A 14457-nucleotide genomic window follows, 5' to 3' on the forward strand; every position below is an offset into this window, starting at 1 on the left:
AAAGAAGCGTGCCGGGCGAGCGTCCGGACGGCAAGGGCGGAAGTATCCCCGCCCACGGCAACTGCCGTCAATCAGGCCGACCGGCGGTTGCACACGATGAGCGCAATCATTTTGATGCGATGCAGCGACGACACCCACAACCAGCACGGCGTTGACCGAAGTAGAACGTTTGCTCTACCCTAAAAGTAGATCAATCATTCTACCTGCGACATCGCCATGAGCCTCCAGCAAGACATCGCCTCGCGCCTCGAACAGGCCTTCAGCCATCGCGGCTTTGCCGAGCCCAGCGTGGCCGAGCTCAAAACGGCCGCCGAGGTCAGCCTGCGCACCCTGTACCGTCACTTCCCCTCAAAGGAATCGATGGTCATCGGCGCGCTGGCCCACCGGCATGCGCGCTATCTCGACTTCCTGCGCGAGGGCCTGCCCGCTCCCGGCAAGGCCGCGCTCGTGCACCTTTTTCAGCGCCTCGGGCAGTGGATGAAAAACGACGCGCCCCACGGCTGCCTGTCGATGAGCGCCTTTGTCGCGTTCCCCGGCCATCCCGACATCGTCGATGCGGTCAGCCAGCACAAGCGCGACATGATCCAGCTCCTGGCCGAACTCAGCGGCCGGCCCGATCTAGCGCAAGCCCTCTTCCTGCTCCACGAAGGCGCCTCGGCCGCCTGGCCCTTGCTGGGCGAGCAAGCCATTCACGCGGCAGAACACGCCGCACTTCAACTCACCGAAGGAAATCCCTCATGACCTCCCACGCCACCACCATGCGCGGCATCCAACTCATCGGCCACGGCGACATGGACATGCTGAAATTCAGCACCGACCTGCCCGTGCCCACACCCGGCCCCGGCGAGGTGCTGATCCGCGTCAGCGCCGCCGGCGTCAACAACACCGACATCAACACCCGCATCGGCTGGTACTCCAAACATGACAACGCCGCCGACGACGCCGGCTGGACCGGCGAAGCGCTCAAGCTCCCGCGCATTCAGGGGGCCGACGTGTGCGGTCATATTGCAGCAGTTGGCGACGGTGCCGACACCGCACGTATCGGCCAGCGCGTACTCGTCGAACCCTGCCTTCGCGAAGCCGGCGGCGAAGTGCGCGACCAGCCCTGGTACCTCGGCTCGGAATGCGACGGCGGCTTTGCCGAGTTCACCGTGGTCGCCAGCCGCCACGCCCACGCCATCGACAGCGCGCTGTCCGACGTCGAACTCGCCTCCTTCCCCTGCTCCTACTCCACTGCCGAGAACATGCTCACCCGGAGCCAGGTCGCGCCCGGTGAGCGCGTGCTCATCACCGGCGCCTCCGGCGGCGTCGGCTCCGCCGCCATCCAGCTCGCCAAAGCCCGCGGCGCCCATGTCATCGCCGTCTCCACCGAAAGCAAAGCCCCAGCCCTGCGCGACCTGGGCGCCAACCAAGTCATCCCCCGCGACGCGGTGCTGACCGAGGTTGTCGACACCAACAGCATCGACGTCGTCATCGACCTTGTCGCCGGCCCGCACTGGCCGCAATATCTGGACGTACTGCGCCCCGGCGGCCGCTACGCCGTCTCCGGCGCCATCGCCGGCCCCATCGTCGAACTCGATGTGCGCACCCTCTACCTCAAAGACCTCAGCCTGTTCGGCTGCACCGTGCTCGGCCCCGACGTGTTCGCCGCCCTGATCCAACGGATCGAGCAAGGCCAAATCGCCCCGGTGGTCGCGCACCGCTTTCCGCTCGAACAGATCGCCGAGGCACAGCACGTGTTTCTGGAGAAGAAGCATGTCGGGAAGATTGTGCTGAGCATTCGGGGCGATGCTCAATAGACCTGCGCGGGGTGATTCGAGAAGGCGTGAACACCTGTTCTCAAACATCGCAATCGAACAGAAGCCCCCGGACGCAGGTAGGGCGGATCAGCGAAGCGTCATCCGCCGAACGCCTCCGCGCCAATCACCGAATGCGGCGGAAGGCGCTTCGCTTTTCCGCCCTAGACGGGCCCGCTGCTACTTACCTGCTGCACGGCCGCGCTGCGCTATCACAAAGAAAAATGCCGACCCCAGAAGCATGAAGGCTGCGTCAGCGTGGTTCCCGAAAATCGGGACAAGGAGCATGTGAGCAAAGCCCAAAAGGGTGCGATGCGTCGACGGCGGGATTGGGTGAAGCCAGCCTTCGACGGCGAGGGCAAGCGTAAGAACGGATACGCCGAATAAAACGCTGCTTCGGCGAAACAATGGACCTTCAGGCTGTGGTGTGCCGCCTTCGCGCTCTCGGTCTTCCGTGCTCTGTCCCGCTTCGTTGACCAATCGATCGTGCCGCTTGGAATCCGAACGATAACAGCCATAAATGATGAGCAGTGGGACACCCACAAAGAGAAAAACCACTAAAAGTAGAAATACGAATCCCATGACATAAGGTTCTTGCAACAGCCAAAATAAAATGTGTTAGGCATGTTACATCCGCAAGCGCAGGTTGGCCCAACAGTCGGTGTTGCACGATTGCTCCGCTGATGTTGGGCTTCGCTGCGCTCAACCCAACCTACATGACGTTGCCACGGTCGAATTGGGTCGAAAGCTCGCATAGCGGGCGTAGGTTGGGCTGACGAAGGAAGCCCAACGCTCGGCGTTCCACAATTGCACGGCTGATGTTGGGCTTCGCTGCGCTCAACCCAACCTACATGACGCCGTCACGATCAGATTGGGTCGAAAGCTCGCATAGTCAAACAAGCGCCTTCCCCGAACCCGCTTCGTAGCCGCCGGCCGGGGATTCTCACTCCCCCTTACCCAACAACCCTTTCAAATTCGCAAACGGTGAGTGCGTGGCGACCGGGCCGCGGTCAGTTTGCATGCTGGTGCCGGCCTGGGCTTCGGCCTGGCGCTGATGTTCGTTGTCGTGGCAGTACACGCAGAGCAGCTCCCAGTTGCTGCCGTCGGTGGGGTTGTTGTCGTGGTTGTGGTCGCGGTGGTGCACGGTCAGCTCACGCAGGTTGACGTGGGTGAATGTGCGGGCGCAGCGGCCACAGATCCAGGGGTAGATCTTGAGCGCGCGCTCGCGGTAGCCCTGGCTGCGGGTGTCGGCGGCGCGGCGGGCATCGGCGACGATGCGGTCGAGTTTGCTGGGGTCGGGCGTCTTCATATGGGCACTCAAAACGGTTCGTTTGAATCATCCTGGAAACGGTAGTTGAACGCACCCGAGTGTGCGTCTGGCGGGCAGGCTGACAAGGCGCGACGACGCACAGCCTGCCCGCTGTAAGGAGGAGCAACGCAGCCAGCGTGATCGCCAGACGTGCAATCGGGTGCGTAGCGTCTGCGCCCACCAAATGATCGGGCTCGACGCCGGAATCGCTCGTTTGCGCCAATCTTTGCTTACACGCACCAGCGGTCAACAGCCGTTTTCAGGATCATAGACCATCGCCGTCGCACTGCCTCATTTTGTAGCGCCGCCGCCATCGCCAATGCGTGCCGGGCTTGTCCGACTTGCTCAGGCACTTATCCACACATTCTGTGGGCAAGTCCACGGCACTGGAATCGTGCCGCGCCACGTAATAGACTGCGCCGGCATTGTTGATAGGGAGGAAACACACCATGCGTAAATCCGGCGCGGGCGGGCTCGTCTATTCCACCGAAACCGGGCGCATGTGCCCGACTTGCCGCGAACCGATGGCCGACTGCCGCTGCAAAAGCGCGTCTGCCGCGCCCGCGGGCGACGGCATTGTGCGGGTGAGCCGCGAGACCAAGGGGCGCGGCGGCAAGGCGGTGACCGTGGTGCGCGGCGTGGCGTTGAACGCGATTGAGCTGGCGGTGCTGGGCAAGAAGCTGCGCGCCGGTTGCGGCACCGGCGGCACGGTCAAGGACGGCGTGATCGAGGTGCAGGGCGACCATTGCGACCGGGTGATCGAGGCGCTGAAGAAGGACGGCTTCACGGTCAAGCGCGCGGGCGGCTGACGTTCCACCGGGGCGCGCGAATCATGATTTTCATGAGCCGCGCACGGCCCCCACACGGACGCGGCAGCGCCGCAGCGTCGGCACACTGAGGATACTGACAGAAACCCTCACGGACCCACGCCATGCGCCAACCCGCTTTCACCCCCCGCCCCCTGCTCCTCGCCCTGTTGCCCATCTTTGCCGGCAGCGCGATGGCCGCCGACACAGCCACACTGCTCAACCCGGTGGTGGTGACCGGCAGCCGCGCCGAGGCGGCGAGCTTTGATCTGCCCTATTCGATCGACGTGGTCGACAGCCGCACGATTGGCGAGGGCAAGCTGGGCGTAAATGCCTCCGAGGCTTTGGCGGGCGTGCCCGGGCTGGTGATTCAAAACCGCAACAACTACGCGCAAGACCTGCAGATTTCGTCGCGCGGCTTCGGTACACGCGCGGCCTTCGGCGTACGCGGCATCAAGCTGATCACCGACGGCATCCCGGCCAGCACGCCGGACGGCCAGGGCCAGGCGGCGACCTTCAACCTCGACACGGCCGAGCGCATCGAGGTGTTGCGCGGGCCCTTCTCCAGCGTGTATGGCGCGAGCTCCGGCGGCGTGATTCAGCTCTTCTCGCGCGATGGCAAGGGCAAGCCCAGCCTCAAGGCTGGCGTGACGGCGGGCTCGTGGGGCACCAGCAAGATCGAACTCGGCGCCGAGGGCGCGGTGGGCGACACGGGCTACATCCTCAACACCTCGCGCTTTGACAGCAACGGCTTCCGCGACCACAGCGCGGTGACGCGCGACCAGGTCTTCGGCAAACTAAGCTTTGTGCCCGATGCCGACAGCACGCTCAAATTCACCGTCAGTTCGCTCAAGCAGACCGGCACGCAAGACCCGCTCGGCCTCAAGTGGGCCACCTTCAAGGCCGACCCGAGCGCGGTCGAGAGCAACGCCACCACCTTCAACACCCGTAAAAATATCGACCACATGCAAGGCGGCCTGCAGTACGCCCGCCAGATCGGCGCCGGGCGACTGGAGTTCAACGCCTACGCCGGCACGCGCAGCGTGACGCAATATCTGTCGATCCCCAGCTTTGTGCAGGCGGCGGCGTCGCACTCGGGTGGCGTGGTTGATTTTGACCGCAGCTTCCATGGCTTTGGCGCGCGCTGGATTCACACGCTCGACGCCGGCCCCGGCGAGCTGACCCTGACTGGCGGCCTCGATTACGACCGCGCCGAAGACGACCGCAAGGGCTACGAGAACTTCATCGGCACCACGCTGGGCGTCAAAGGCAATCTGCGCCGCGACGAGATCAATACCGTCACCAGCCTCGACCCCTACGCACAGGCGAGCTGGAAGCTGGGCGACGTGACGCTGCAAGCCGGTCTGCGTCACAGCCATGTGGAATACGAGGTCGACGACGCGTATATGTCGAACGGCGACGGCAGCGGCGAGGTGAGCTATCGCAAAACCACCCCGGCGGTGGGCGTGCTGTGGGCGGTCACCCCGGCGCTCAACCTCTACGCCAGTGCGGCGCGCGGCTTCGAGACGCCGACCGTCACCGAGATGTCCTACGCCAGTGCGGGCGGCGGTTTCAACTTTGATCTCAAGCCGGCGCGCAGCATTCAGTACGAACTGGGCGCCAAGGCCTTCCTGAGCGACGACACCCGCCTCAACGCAGCGATTTTCCAGATCCGCACCGACGATGAGTTGGTGGTCGCCAGTTCCTCGGGCGGTCGCACCGTGTACGCCAACGCCGCCAAAACCCTGCGCCAAGGCATGGAAGTGGCGCTGGATTCGGAGTTCTCGGAACAGTGGCGCGCCCGCCTGGCCGTGACCTGGCTGCGCGCCATCTATGACGGCGCCTTCACCAACGGCAGCAACAGCGTGGCCGACGGCGCGCGCATGCCGGGCATTCCGGCCACCAGCGCCTTTGGCGAGATCGTGTGGCAGCCGCGCCAGGACCTGTCGGCCGCGCTGGAGGCCCAGTACCGCAGCAAGGTGTATGTGGAAGACACCAACACCGAACGCGCCGCGCCGGCCTACACCCTCTTCAACCTGCGCCTGAGCGCCGAACAGAAGATGGGCGCATGGAAGCTGACCGAGATGGTCCGCCTCGACAACCTGTTCGACCGCACATACGTTGGCTCAGTCATCGTCGGCGACGGCAATGGCCGCTACTACGAACCGGGCAGCGGCTTTGGCTGGTTCGCCGGCGTGTCGGCGCGCTACGCCTTCGACTGATCATCGGCGGCGCGATTGCGGTACAAGGCTCGCTTCGGCGGGCCTTTGCCATGTCGGCGGGCACCGCTGCTATCCATCACCCGCATCCGGCTCGCCGCAGTGCGCCAGGATGGCCTGTCGCACCGCATCGCGCAGCTGGAGCATGTCGTGCCAGCCCTCGCCCTGCGGCTCGATGGGCGCACCGATCGTGACCGACAGCGGGCCGCGCCGCGGGCGCCACGAACCGGACGGCAGAATCCGGCGCGAGCCGGCGATGGCCACCGGCACCACCGGCAGGCCCTGCTGCGTGGCAATCTGAAAGGCCCCGAGCCGGAACCCGCGCAACCCCGGACTGCTGCCGAAGGTGCCCTCGGCAAAGAACAATAAGGGCGGCGGCTGGCGGGCGATCTCGCCCATGGTCTTGACGTCCTCCACGCCTTGGCGTGAATCGAAGCGCGCCACAAAATGCGCGCCCATGCGCTCGAACAAGGGGCGCATCACGCGGTTGTGCTTGAACTCCCCCTTGGCCACGAAAGCCACCGGCGCCGGCAGTGCCGCGCCCAGCACCAGGCCATCGGCGTAGCTGGCATGGTTGGCGACGAACAGCACCGGGCCGGCGGGCAGGTGCTCAAGACCGGAGACAGTCATCGGGCAGGCGCTGAGCCATTGAAACGCGCGCGCCAGCCAATGCGTCACCCGCCATCGTGCGCCGAGGCTGGGCAAGGTGAAGATGGCCAGCGCGGCCAGCGGCGCCAGCAACCAGAACACCGCCCACACCCAGGCACCATAGCCCAGCTCACGCGCCCGCCCGATCGCACCGGCAAGCCGTCCCGCCGCACTGGCGAGCTGCAGCCGCGCCACCTGCACCCAGGTGGGTCGAGTCGAGACGCCCAGTGTGCCGTTCAGGTAGGCCTCACGCACCGCGGCGCGCCGCAGCTTGCCGCTGGAGGTCTTGAGCACGGCATGCGGCGGCGCCAGCACCACCACATCGGGGGGGATGCCGATCTGCTCGACGGCGGCACCGGCAATGCGTTGCTCCAGCGCGGCGCGGCGCCCGGCGTCGGCCTCCCGCGTCTCGGCCACCACCACCAGCCGCTCGTCCACCGCCTGCTTATCGACCACGCCGAACACCGCTACGCAACCCTTGCGCACACCGTCCAGTTCGCCGACGAGTTGCTCCAGGTCGTAGGGATAGAAGTTGCGCCCGCCGCGGATGATCAGGTCTTTCTCGCGGCCGGTGATGTACACCTCGCCATCGGCCAGATAGGCGTAGTCGCCGGTCACCAGCCAGTCGCCGTCGAACAATCTGGCGCTGGCCGCCGGGTTGCGGTAGTAGCCGCGGGTGGCCGACGGACCGCTGAACTCGAGCCGGCCGACGCGCCGCTCGGGCAGCGCGCGACCCGCGCTGTCGACCACGCGCACGCGGTGCTCGGGCAAGGGCGGACCGCAGGCGACGAAGCGCAGCGCATCTGCGCCCTCGGCAACGGGGTCGGCCAGGCCCCGACTGCGCATCGCCTCGGGCGCCACGTGGTCGACACGTACCCCGCGCCCCGGCGGCGGCACGCACAGCCCCACCGTCGCTTCGGCCAGGCCATACACGGGGGCCAGCGCTTCCGGTCGCAAGCCGTAGCAGGCGAAGGTCTGGGCGAAGCGTGCCAGGGTGTCGGGGCTGACCGGCTCGGCGCCATTGGCCGCCAGCCGCCACGAGGACAGGTCCAGCCCGTCAAGCGTCTGATCAGCCAGCCGCTTGACGCACAGCTCGAAGGCGAAATTTGGCGCCGCGGTGACCGTGCCGCGATGGCGGTGGATCGCCCACAGCCAGCGTTCGGGCCGGGCGAGAAAGTCCAGCGGCGACATCAGCACCAGCGGGCATCCATGGTAGAGGCTGCCGAGCCAGGCGCCGATCAGCCCCATGTCGTGATACAGCGGCAGCCAGCTGACGGCCACATCGGTGGACCCCAGCCCGGTCGCCCGCCCCCAGGCCCGGATGTTGGCGAGCAGGTTGCGGTGGCTGAGCATGACGCCCTTGGGGTCGCCGGTCGAACCCGAGGTGTACTGGATCAGGGCGAGCGCGTCGTCCGCGGTCGGGGTCGGCGTCATGGACGGGCCATCGAGATCGGCCAGCGTCAGGACGGTGCGCAGGCTTGGCGACAAGCCGATCAGCATCCGCGCCAGCGGGCGGACCGTATCGAAGGTGATCAGCACCCGGGCTTCGCAGTTGCGCAAGATGCCGGCCTGACGATTCAGGTGATCCTCCAGCTGGGCCGGGCGTGACGGCGGATACATCGGCACCGGCACGGAACCTGCCATCAGGATGCCGAAAAAACACCGAAAGAAGTCCGGCCCCGACGGCAGCATCAGCGCCACACAGGCGCCGGCCTGAACGCCGGCGCCGCTCAGGACGCCAGCAATACCGCGGGCCGCCTCGGCCAGCTGTGCGTAGCTCAGGGTCTCGGTGGCATCGGGCTGGCGATAGAAGGTGACATGGGTACGCTCGGGATGACGCCTCACATGCCAATCGAGCACGTCGACCAGACCCCTCGCCGCGTCGGGCAAGCCTGCCACATGCGCCGGCACCGCCAGCCGGGCATCGTCATGGGCGGTTGGCGAGGGCGTATAGCCCGCAACCGCCATGGCCGCGAGCACATCGCGCGGCGTGCGGGCGTTGCCCAGCACGTCGGACGGCAGCTGAACCGCAAACTCGCGCTCGACCCGCGCCAGCAACTCAACCCGCGCCAGGCTGTCGAGCCCCAGATCCCGGTCCAGCTGGCTGTCGAGTCCGGCATGAAGCCGGGCGCCGGGGCGCAACTCGCCAAGCACCGAGTCGACCAGCTGCAGAAGCCGGTCGGCATCGTGCGGGTGTTCCAGTCCGGGCGTCTGTGCCATGTCGTCTCCGGAGGGTGGCCTTGGGTGACCCACCTTACCGCCGGCGCACAAGGCCGGGCAAGTCACCCCCGCCGCGACACGGCCACGCAACACGCGGGAGGGTCCGGTCGATGCAGACGGTCGGCCGTGATGGCACAGACCACCTTGGGCACCGGGCACCTGCCCCATCGCGCAACAACACTGTCCATTCGCTGTACAGCCCACGCATCGCCGCCCCGAATCCCGCCGGCATGCGCGCTTGGCCGGAAGCCGCATCGGAGCGCGCTTTGCGCCCACTCCGCCTCGCCTTGAAGGCCTTGTGCGCCCCGCGGGCACGAAGATCGCGACCTATGACTTGCGCCGTGACGACGGTGGAGCACATCCGTCACAGGGAGGCGACTGCGCATCTGGCGCGGACATTCCATAAAGACCATGCATTGGAGACAAACACATGCAAAAAACGCTCATCGCCCGCGCCATCGGCGTGGCCCTCATCGCCGCGTCAGGCGGTGCCGGCGCCGTCAGCTTTACCGACGGCGACAAGACGCTGGACATCAACACCACGGTCAACGGTTTCTACGCCTTCCGCACCACTGAAGACGACCGCGGCAAGGTCAACAACTCGGGCATCACCAACGGCCTGCTGCCGGGCTGGATCAACTTCGTGTTCACCACCAAGGCTGAAGGACTGGACATCAAGGCGCACGTGGGCTTTGCCCCGGGCCTGAACAACGACTCCAGCGTGGTCGGTCTGCCGATCAGCAAGAGCGGAAGCGGCCGCCAGGACCCGTACTCGCAGATCGACACCCGCAACCTGTACTTCCAGTTCGGCAACGAGAACATGGGTACGGTCAAGATCGGTCGCGACATCGGTCTGTTCGCGCAGAAAGTCATTCTGTCCGACATGACCCTGCTTGGCCTGGGCGGCACCACCGGCGCGTCGATCCCGTACAACACCACCTTCGGCATGATCGCCCACGGCTACATGTACACCGGCTTCCAGCCGCAGATCACCTACACCACGCCGAACATGAGCGGCTTCTCGGCCTCGGTCGGCATCTTCCAGCCGAGCGATTTCATCGGCAGCGGTGAGACCTCCACACCGGGTCTGCAAGCCATCGCCAGCTACGACTGGACCGGCAGCAACCCGGGCTCGGTCTGGGGCGGCCTGATCCATCAGGACACCGATGAAGGTTTGAGCAACACCAACACCTTCAGTGCCCGTGGTTTCGAACTGGGCGCCAAGATGGCCTTTGGCCAATTCGAAGCACTGGCTTATGGCTTCAACGGCAAGGGCCTCGGCCTGTCGACCGTCGGCGCACTGTTCCATTCGCCCTACGGTGAAACCGACAGCTCGGGCTACTTCCTGCAAGGCACCTACAAGTTCGGCGCCACCAAGGTCGGTCTGAACTACGGCGAGAACAAGGACAAGGGCGGCACGCTGACCGGCAGTAACAAGTTCCGCGGCACCACGCTGGGCATCTATCACACGCTCAACAAGTACATCACCCTGGTTGGCGAAATCAACCAGGAAAAGTCCAGCGGCCCCGACGCCATCAACTCGGGCGGCAACGGCGACCTGAAGACCCGCACCATCTCCCTCGGGGGCATCGTCTTTTTCTAGGAGCACGAAAAAGACAGTCTCCCTCGACTTGCGCGGCGCCTTCGGGCGCCGTTTTTTTTAACGGTAGAATCCGGTCACATCCCCCGGGAGGCGCCCATGCCCCGATTCGTCACCGCCCTCGCCATCGCACTGGCCCTGAACCTGATGCCGGTCGCCCACGCCGACGATATCGTCCATCAACGCCTCAACACCAGCGACTACACTACGGCGCGCATCGCCGTCACCGACGCCATCATCGACGAAGGCCTGCGCGTTGCGTCAGTCAGCAACTTTGGCGAGATGCTCGCACGCACCGACGCCGACCTGCACCATGGCGCCACCCCCTATCGCCACGCCGAAGTCTTCGCGTTCTGCAGCATTCAAGTTGCCGCGCTACTGGTCAGCGAAGCGCCCGAACGCATTGCCTACTGCCCGCTCACCATCGCGCTTTATCAATTAGTGGAGGAACCGGGGCATCCCGTACATATCCTCTTCCATCCGCCGGGCGGGCAAAGCCCCGGCGCTCTGGCGGGGCTGGATGTGCTCAATCGCATCGTCGGCCGCGTGCAGCAGAACTTTCCACCGCCAAATTAGCGCGCCATCAGCCACGCCCGATGCATGACGCCCCCATGCTGAATAAGACCGAAGCCGTGCCTGTTGACGCAAAACGCGGCTCAAGGCCGCGTTATACAAGAATATTGGCGGAAGCTCAGTCCGCCGAACTATAGAATCATCACATTCCACTACATTCATTTTTATGCTACCAAATCAGTAGCTTAGCCTCGACAATTGCTTCGCACCGTGCCACCACGTATCATTAAAGCTCAATTTTTATGGCGGGTGTGTTGGCGGGTGCAGCCAGCAGTGGAGGTGAAAAATGCCGAAAAAGGTGGGTCCGCTCGCTGACAGAGAGGTCAGAAAGATTTCCGCCCCCGGAATGCATGCAGTCGGCGGAGAACCGGGGCTGTATTTGCAAGTACTGCCTTCCGGTCGCAGAACATGGGTGCTCAGGTATTCAATCGGCGGAAAGCGTCGGGAGATGGGTCTAGGCGGCTACCCCGCCGTTTTGCTAAAGGACGCACGAGACCGCGCCAAAGAACAGCGCGGAAACATCGCAAAGGGTATCGACCCGGTGGATAAACGCGCCGCCGAGCGAGCCGCAGACAAAGCGGAGAAGGCACGCCGCAAGACCTTCGACTGGTGCGCATCACAGTACATTGAGGCCCACGCCGCCGGCTGGCGCAACGCGAAGCACGCGCAGCAATGGCGCAACACCCTGAACACGTACGCCAGCCCGGTCATTGGCCGCATGCCAGTTCAGGACATCACCACAGACGATGTTCTAAAAATCCTCACGCCCATCTGGCCCATCAAAACCGAAACAGCAAGCCGGGTGCGTTCGCGCATTGAGCTTGTTATGAGTTGGGCCAAGGCAAAGAAATTTCGAACAGGGGAAAACCCCGCTGTGTGGCGCGGCAATCTCGACTGCCTGCTAGCCAAACCGGCGAAGGTCAAAGCAGTGCGGCACCACCCCGCCCTCCCGTATCACGACATCACCGCCTTCATGGCGGACCTGCGCGCCCGCGAAGGAATGGGCGCCCGCGCACTTGAGTTCGCCATCCTGACCGCCGCGCGGTCAAACGAGATTCGGGGCGCCACATGGGACGAAATCGACCTTGAGCGCCGCATCTGGACAGTTCCATCATCGCGCATGAAGGCCGGCAAAGAGCACGCAATTCCGCTGTCGGATGCCGCTGTTCAACTGTTACGCGCCCTGCCTCGGTTCGCTGAATCCAATCTAGTTTTTGTAGGCCTGAGAGGCAAGCCGCTGAGCGATGCAACTCTGCTGGCCGTCACCAAGCGAATGAATGCAGAGTGCGTCCCGCACGGCTTCCGCAGCACCTTCCGCGACTGGGCGGGAGAGACGACCGGACACCCGCGCGAGGTCATTGAGCACGCCCTAGCGCACCAACTGCCCGACAAGGCCGAAGCCGCCTATGCACGCGGAACCCTATTGCAGAAACGCCGCCGCCTAATGGATGACTGGGCGCGGTTTTGCGCCAAGAAGGCAACGGGGGGCGACGTGGTCCCACTTCGACGCAAAAAGGGTGCCGCATGATCGACGAAGAATTCATCGCCAAGCGCACGCAACACCACCCCATCAGCGGGGCCGCTCGCGTCGCAATCGACGCCGCGCTGTGCGCCCTCGCCCACAGCGAAAAAGAGGCGTCAGTCACTATTCAAAAGCGCACAGGACGCGACGGGTGGGTTTTTGTTGTCACTGGCGGACATCTGGAGGCAACGCCATGAACACAACCCCTGAAAACCCCGCAGAGGCCGCGCTGGTGGCTTTTGTAATGAGCCTTTCGCCTGAACAGCGAGAACAGCTTGAACAGGCCATGCGTCGCTCGAGTGACCCGCGCGCTGTTGCCGCTGAGTGGATGGCGAAGCACGCACTCACCAACATTCAAGCGGGCGTAACGCTTGCGCGCGAAGCCTCTCCGCCGTCAATTGGTGGAGTTCTCGACGGGCTGGAGGTGTGCGCTGTGGAGGACATGGCAACCATTTCGCAATTGGCCCACGCGATTCGCCAGCAAACACGCAGCGCGGCAGTCAAGGTGCTTGCCGATCAAATCGAGCAACTGGCGCGCGAGTGCTCCGAGAGTCTGGAAGCTGACTGCGAAACGGCCCATGCGCTACTGCAAGCGAGGCCAAAACCCCATGCTGCTTATGGTCGATAAGCAGCATCAGGGGCCGAAAGTCACGCTGTTAGCGGCAGTTGTGAGCAAGCTCCCAAAAAGATACCCACATAAATACCCGCTTTTTCTTTCGCTGGAGGCGAAATGACCGACCCGGACGATGAAGGCCTCGCGGACGCACTCGCCGCTATTAACGCGACCCATACGAACGGCGGCAGGCTACTAAGCAAGCAAGATGCTATCGAGTTCATCACGAAGCCGATCTACCTTGGGCACCCCAAAACGGCGCCGTACAGGGGCCGTGGGCGCCGCCCAACCCGCACGCAGTATGACGATGCCCTTGATCGCAGGAAGGGGCCGTATCAACGTCTGGTGAATCTCCCGACACATCGCCTGAACTCGGGCGACGTTCCGTCAAATATTATTGTGGGCGTCGGGCGCCAACTACGCCCAACAACTCCAAAGCGCGACCTTGCCCGAAAGGTGGAGGAGGAGCTCGACAGGAAATATGAGAACGCGCCCCACCGCGACAACATCCGCCGCCACCTGAAAAAAGCCGGCCTACTCGACTGAATTAAACCCCGATGATGCGTCGGCATTGACGCTGCGGCAACGGCAATACTTGGCTCACGTCCCAACAACACCCAAGGGGGTGAAACGTGTCCCAAGCAGAAAACACCGAACAGCGCGTACGCCGCTTCCTTCGGTTGCCTTCCGTCGCAGAAGCTACGGCCAAGAGTCGCAGCACTATCTACCGCGACATGGCAGCCGGCACTTTTCCGAAGGCCCACCGAATCGGCCCCAATAGCGTCGCTTGGGATGCCGACGAGATTGCCCGCTGGCAAGCAGAACGCCTTGCCGCCAAGGGATAAGGGGCGGCGACATGGCACAAAAAAATAGCCCGGCCCTCAAGAAAGAGCCGAGCAACTTCAAACACACCCCCGATTTTAACCCGCGTTCGTCGTCTGTTCGCGCACTTGTGTTGAGCGCGCTGCGCGCCGGCGAACAACTGACCCCCGGCGATGCGTGGGCGCGCTTCGGAACGTCCCGGCTGGCTGCTGTGGTCTACACCCTGCGAGGCCAAGGCTGGCAGATCAACAGCCGCCGCGTGACTGTTCGCTGTCGTGATGGACGCCCTGCGGTCGTGGCCGAATACACCCTCAGCGAGCGCCAGTAGC

At 64.4% G+C, this 14457-nt stretch carries 15 protein-coding genes; 12 read left to right on the forward strand and 3 right to left on the reverse strand.

Translation table 11 applies throughout. From position 1 onward, the window contains the following. Positions 1-216: 216 nt before the first annotated feature. Entirely contained in the window at positions 217-741 is a 525-nt protein-coding gene (locus FHP89_RS01835) for a TetR/AcrR family transcriptional regulator (protein WP_144176925.1), read from the forward strand. Beyond that, a complete protein-coding gene (locus tag FHP89_RS01840; RefSeq protein WP_144176927.1) occupies positions 738-1799 on the forward strand; it encodes an alcohol dehydrogenase family protein in 1062 nt (353 codons plus the stop codon). Before FHP89_RS01835 ends, FHP89_RS01840 begins: the two co-directional genes overlap by 4 nt. Before the next feature lie 177 nt (positions 1800-1976). Here FHP89_RS01840 and FHP89_RS01845 read toward each other — a convergent pair whose 3' ends face one another. Together FHP89_RS01845 and FHP89_RS01850 are read right to left on the reverse strand one after the other, a co-directional pair. Beyond that, positions 1977-2378: a hypothetical protein gene (locus FHP89_RS01845; RefSeq protein WP_144176929.1), complete on the reverse strand. Its 402-nt coding sequence runs from the start codon at positions 2376-2378 to the stop codon at positions 1977-1979. A gap of 361 nt (positions 2379-2739) precedes the next feature. Next, positions 2740-3105: a YajD family HNH nuclease gene (locus FHP89_RS01850; protein WP_144176931.1), complete on the reverse strand. Its 366-nt coding sequence runs from the start codon at positions 3103-3105 to the stop codon at positions 2740-2742. A gap of 449 nt (positions 3106-3554) precedes the next feature. Between FHP89_RS01850 and FHP89_RS01855 the strand changes: the two genes are divergently transcribed. Next, on the forward strand, positions 3555-3914 hold the full coding sequence (locus FHP89_RS01855; protein ID WP_144176933.1) for a translation initiation factor Sui1: 360 nt from the start codon (positions 3555-3557) through the stop codon (positions 3912-3914). Between the two features lie 122 nt (positions 3915-4036). Next, positions 4037-6133 carry a TonB-dependent receptor family protein gene (locus FHP89_RS01860; protein WP_144176935.1) on the forward strand — a complete coding sequence of 699 codons (2097 nt, stop codon included), beginning with the start codon at positions 4037-4039 and terminating at the stop codon, positions 6131-6133. A gap of 69 nt (positions 6134-6202) precedes the next feature. Here FHP89_RS01860 and FHP89_RS01865 read toward each other — a convergent pair whose 3' ends face one another. Further along, positions 6203-8998 (reverse strand): AMP-binding protein, encoded by a 2796-nt coding sequence (locus FHP89_RS01865; protein ID WP_144176944.1) that lies wholly within the window; start codon positions 8996-8998, stop codon positions 6203-6205. Positions 8999-9428: 430 nt separating this feature from the next. On the opposite strand from FHP89_RS01865, the gene FHP89_RS01870 reads away from it, so the two are divergent. The 8 genes from FHP89_RS01870 to FHP89_RS01905 all read left to right on the forward strand — a co-directional run bounded on the left by FHP89_RS01870 (position 9429) and on the right by FHP89_RS01905 (position 14456). Further along, entirely contained in the window at positions 9429-10601 is a 1173-nt protein-coding gene (locus FHP89_RS01870; RefSeq protein WP_144176953.1) for a porin, read from the forward strand. A 96-nt stretch (positions 10602-10697) separates the two neighbouring features. Beyond that, positions 10698-11174 carry a DUF302 domain-containing protein gene (locus FHP89_RS01875; protein WP_144176960.1) on the forward strand — a complete coding sequence of 159 codons (477 nt, stop codon included), beginning with the start codon at positions 10698-10700 and terminating at the stop codon, positions 11172-11174. A 283-nt stretch (positions 11175-11457) separates the two neighbouring features. Then, on the forward strand, positions 11458-12699 hold the full coding sequence (locus FHP89_RS01880) for a tyrosine-type recombinase/integrase (protein ID WP_144176962.1): 1242 nt from the start codon (positions 11458-11460) through the stop codon (positions 12697-12699). Continuing rightward, a complete protein-coding gene (locus FHP89_RS01885) occupies positions 12696-12890 on the forward strand; it encodes a hypothetical protein (protein ID WP_144176964.1) in 195 nt (64 codons plus the stop codon). The genes FHP89_RS01880 and FHP89_RS01885 overlap by 4 nt, the downstream gene beginning before the upstream one ends. Beyond that, positions 12887-13321 carry a hypothetical protein gene (locus FHP89_RS01890; RefSeq protein WP_144176966.1) on the forward strand — a complete coding sequence of 145 codons (435 nt, stop codon included), beginning with the start codon at positions 12887-12889 and terminating at the stop codon, positions 13319-13321. The genes FHP89_RS01885 and FHP89_RS01890 overlap by 4 nt, the downstream gene beginning before the upstream one ends. A 102-nt stretch (positions 13322-13423) precedes the next feature. Then, positions 13424-13852: a hypothetical protein gene (locus tag FHP89_RS01895; RefSeq protein ID WP_144176968.1), complete on the forward strand. Its 429-nt coding sequence runs from the start codon at positions 13424-13426 to the stop codon at positions 13850-13852. An 86-nt stretch (positions 13853-13938) separates the two neighbouring features. Then, complete coding sequence (locus tag FHP89_RS01900; RefSeq protein ID WP_144176970.1) at positions 13939-14151, forward strand: helix-turn-helix transcriptional regulator; 213 nt, start codon at positions 13939-13941, stop codon at positions 14149-14151. Between the two features lie 11 nt (positions 14152-14162). Continuing rightward, positions 14163-14456, forward strand: coding sequence for a helix-turn-helix domain-containing protein (locus tag FHP89_RS01905; protein WP_144176972.1), 294 nt, complete (start codon positions 14163-14165; stop codon positions 14454-14456). Position 14457: the final 1 nt, after the last annotated feature.

Origin of the sequence: Denitromonas ohlonensis (assembly GCF_007625205.1) — a bacterium.
Classification (GTDB): domain Bacteria; phylum Pseudomonadota; class Gammaproteobacteria; order Burkholderiales; family Rhodocyclaceae; genus Nitrogeniibacter; species Nitrogeniibacter ohlonensis.

Bases quoted from the DNA above. Each gene is read 5' to 3' on its own strand.
- FHP89_RS01835 (WP_144176925.1), top strand. From the start codon at position 217: ATGAGCCTCCAGCAAGACATCGCCTCGCGCCTCGAACAGGCCTTCAGC.
- FHP89_RS01840 (WP_144176927.1), top strand. From the start codon at position 738: ATGACCTCCCACGCCACCACCATGCGCGGCATCCAACTCATCGGCCAC.
- FHP89_RS01845 (WP_144176929.1), bottom strand. From the start codon at position 2,378: ATGGGATTCGTATTTCTACTTTTAGTGGTTTTTCTCTTTGTGGGTGTC.
- FHP89_RS01850 (WP_144176931.1), bottom strand. From the start codon at position 3,105: ATGAAGACGCCCGACCCCAGCAAACTCGACCGCATCGTCGCCGATGCC.
- FHP89_RS01855 (WP_144176933.1), top strand. From the start codon at position 3,555: ATGCGTAAATCCGGCGCGGGCGGGCTCGTCTATTCCACCGAAACCGGG.
- FHP89_RS01860 (WP_144176935.1), top strand. From the start codon at position 4,037: ATGCGCCAACCCGCTTTCACCCCCCGCCCCCTGCTCCTCGCCCTGTTG.
- FHP89_RS01865 (WP_144176944.1), bottom strand. From the start codon at position 8,998: ATGGCACAGACGCCCGGACTGGAACACCCGCACGATGCCGACCGGCTT.
- FHP89_RS01870 (WP_144176953.1), top strand. From the start codon at position 9,429: ATGCAAAAAACGCTCATCGCCCGCGCCATCGGCGTGGCCCTCATCGCC.
- FHP89_RS01875 (WP_144176960.1), top strand. From the start codon at position 10,698: ATGCCCCGATTCGTCACCGCCCTCGCCATCGCACTGGCCCTGAACCTG.
- FHP89_RS01880 (WP_144176962.1), top strand. From the start codon at position 11,458: ATGCCGAAAAAGGTGGGTCCGCTCGCTGACAGAGAGGTCAGAAAGATT.
- FHP89_RS01885 (WP_144176964.1), top strand. From the start codon at position 12,696: ATGATCGACGAAGAATTCATCGCCAAGCGCACGCAACACCACCCCATC.
- FHP89_RS01890 (WP_144176966.1), top strand. From the start codon at position 12,887: ATGAACACAACCCCTGAAAACCCCGCAGAGGCCGCGCTGGTGGCTTTT.
- FHP89_RS01895 (WP_144176968.1), top strand. From the start codon at position 13,424: ATGACCGACCCGGACGATGAAGGCCTCGCGGACGCACTCGCCGCTATT.
- FHP89_RS01905 (WP_144176972.1), top strand. From the start codon at position 14,163: ATGGCACAAAAAAATAGCCCGGCCCTCAAGAAAGAGCCGAGCAACTTC.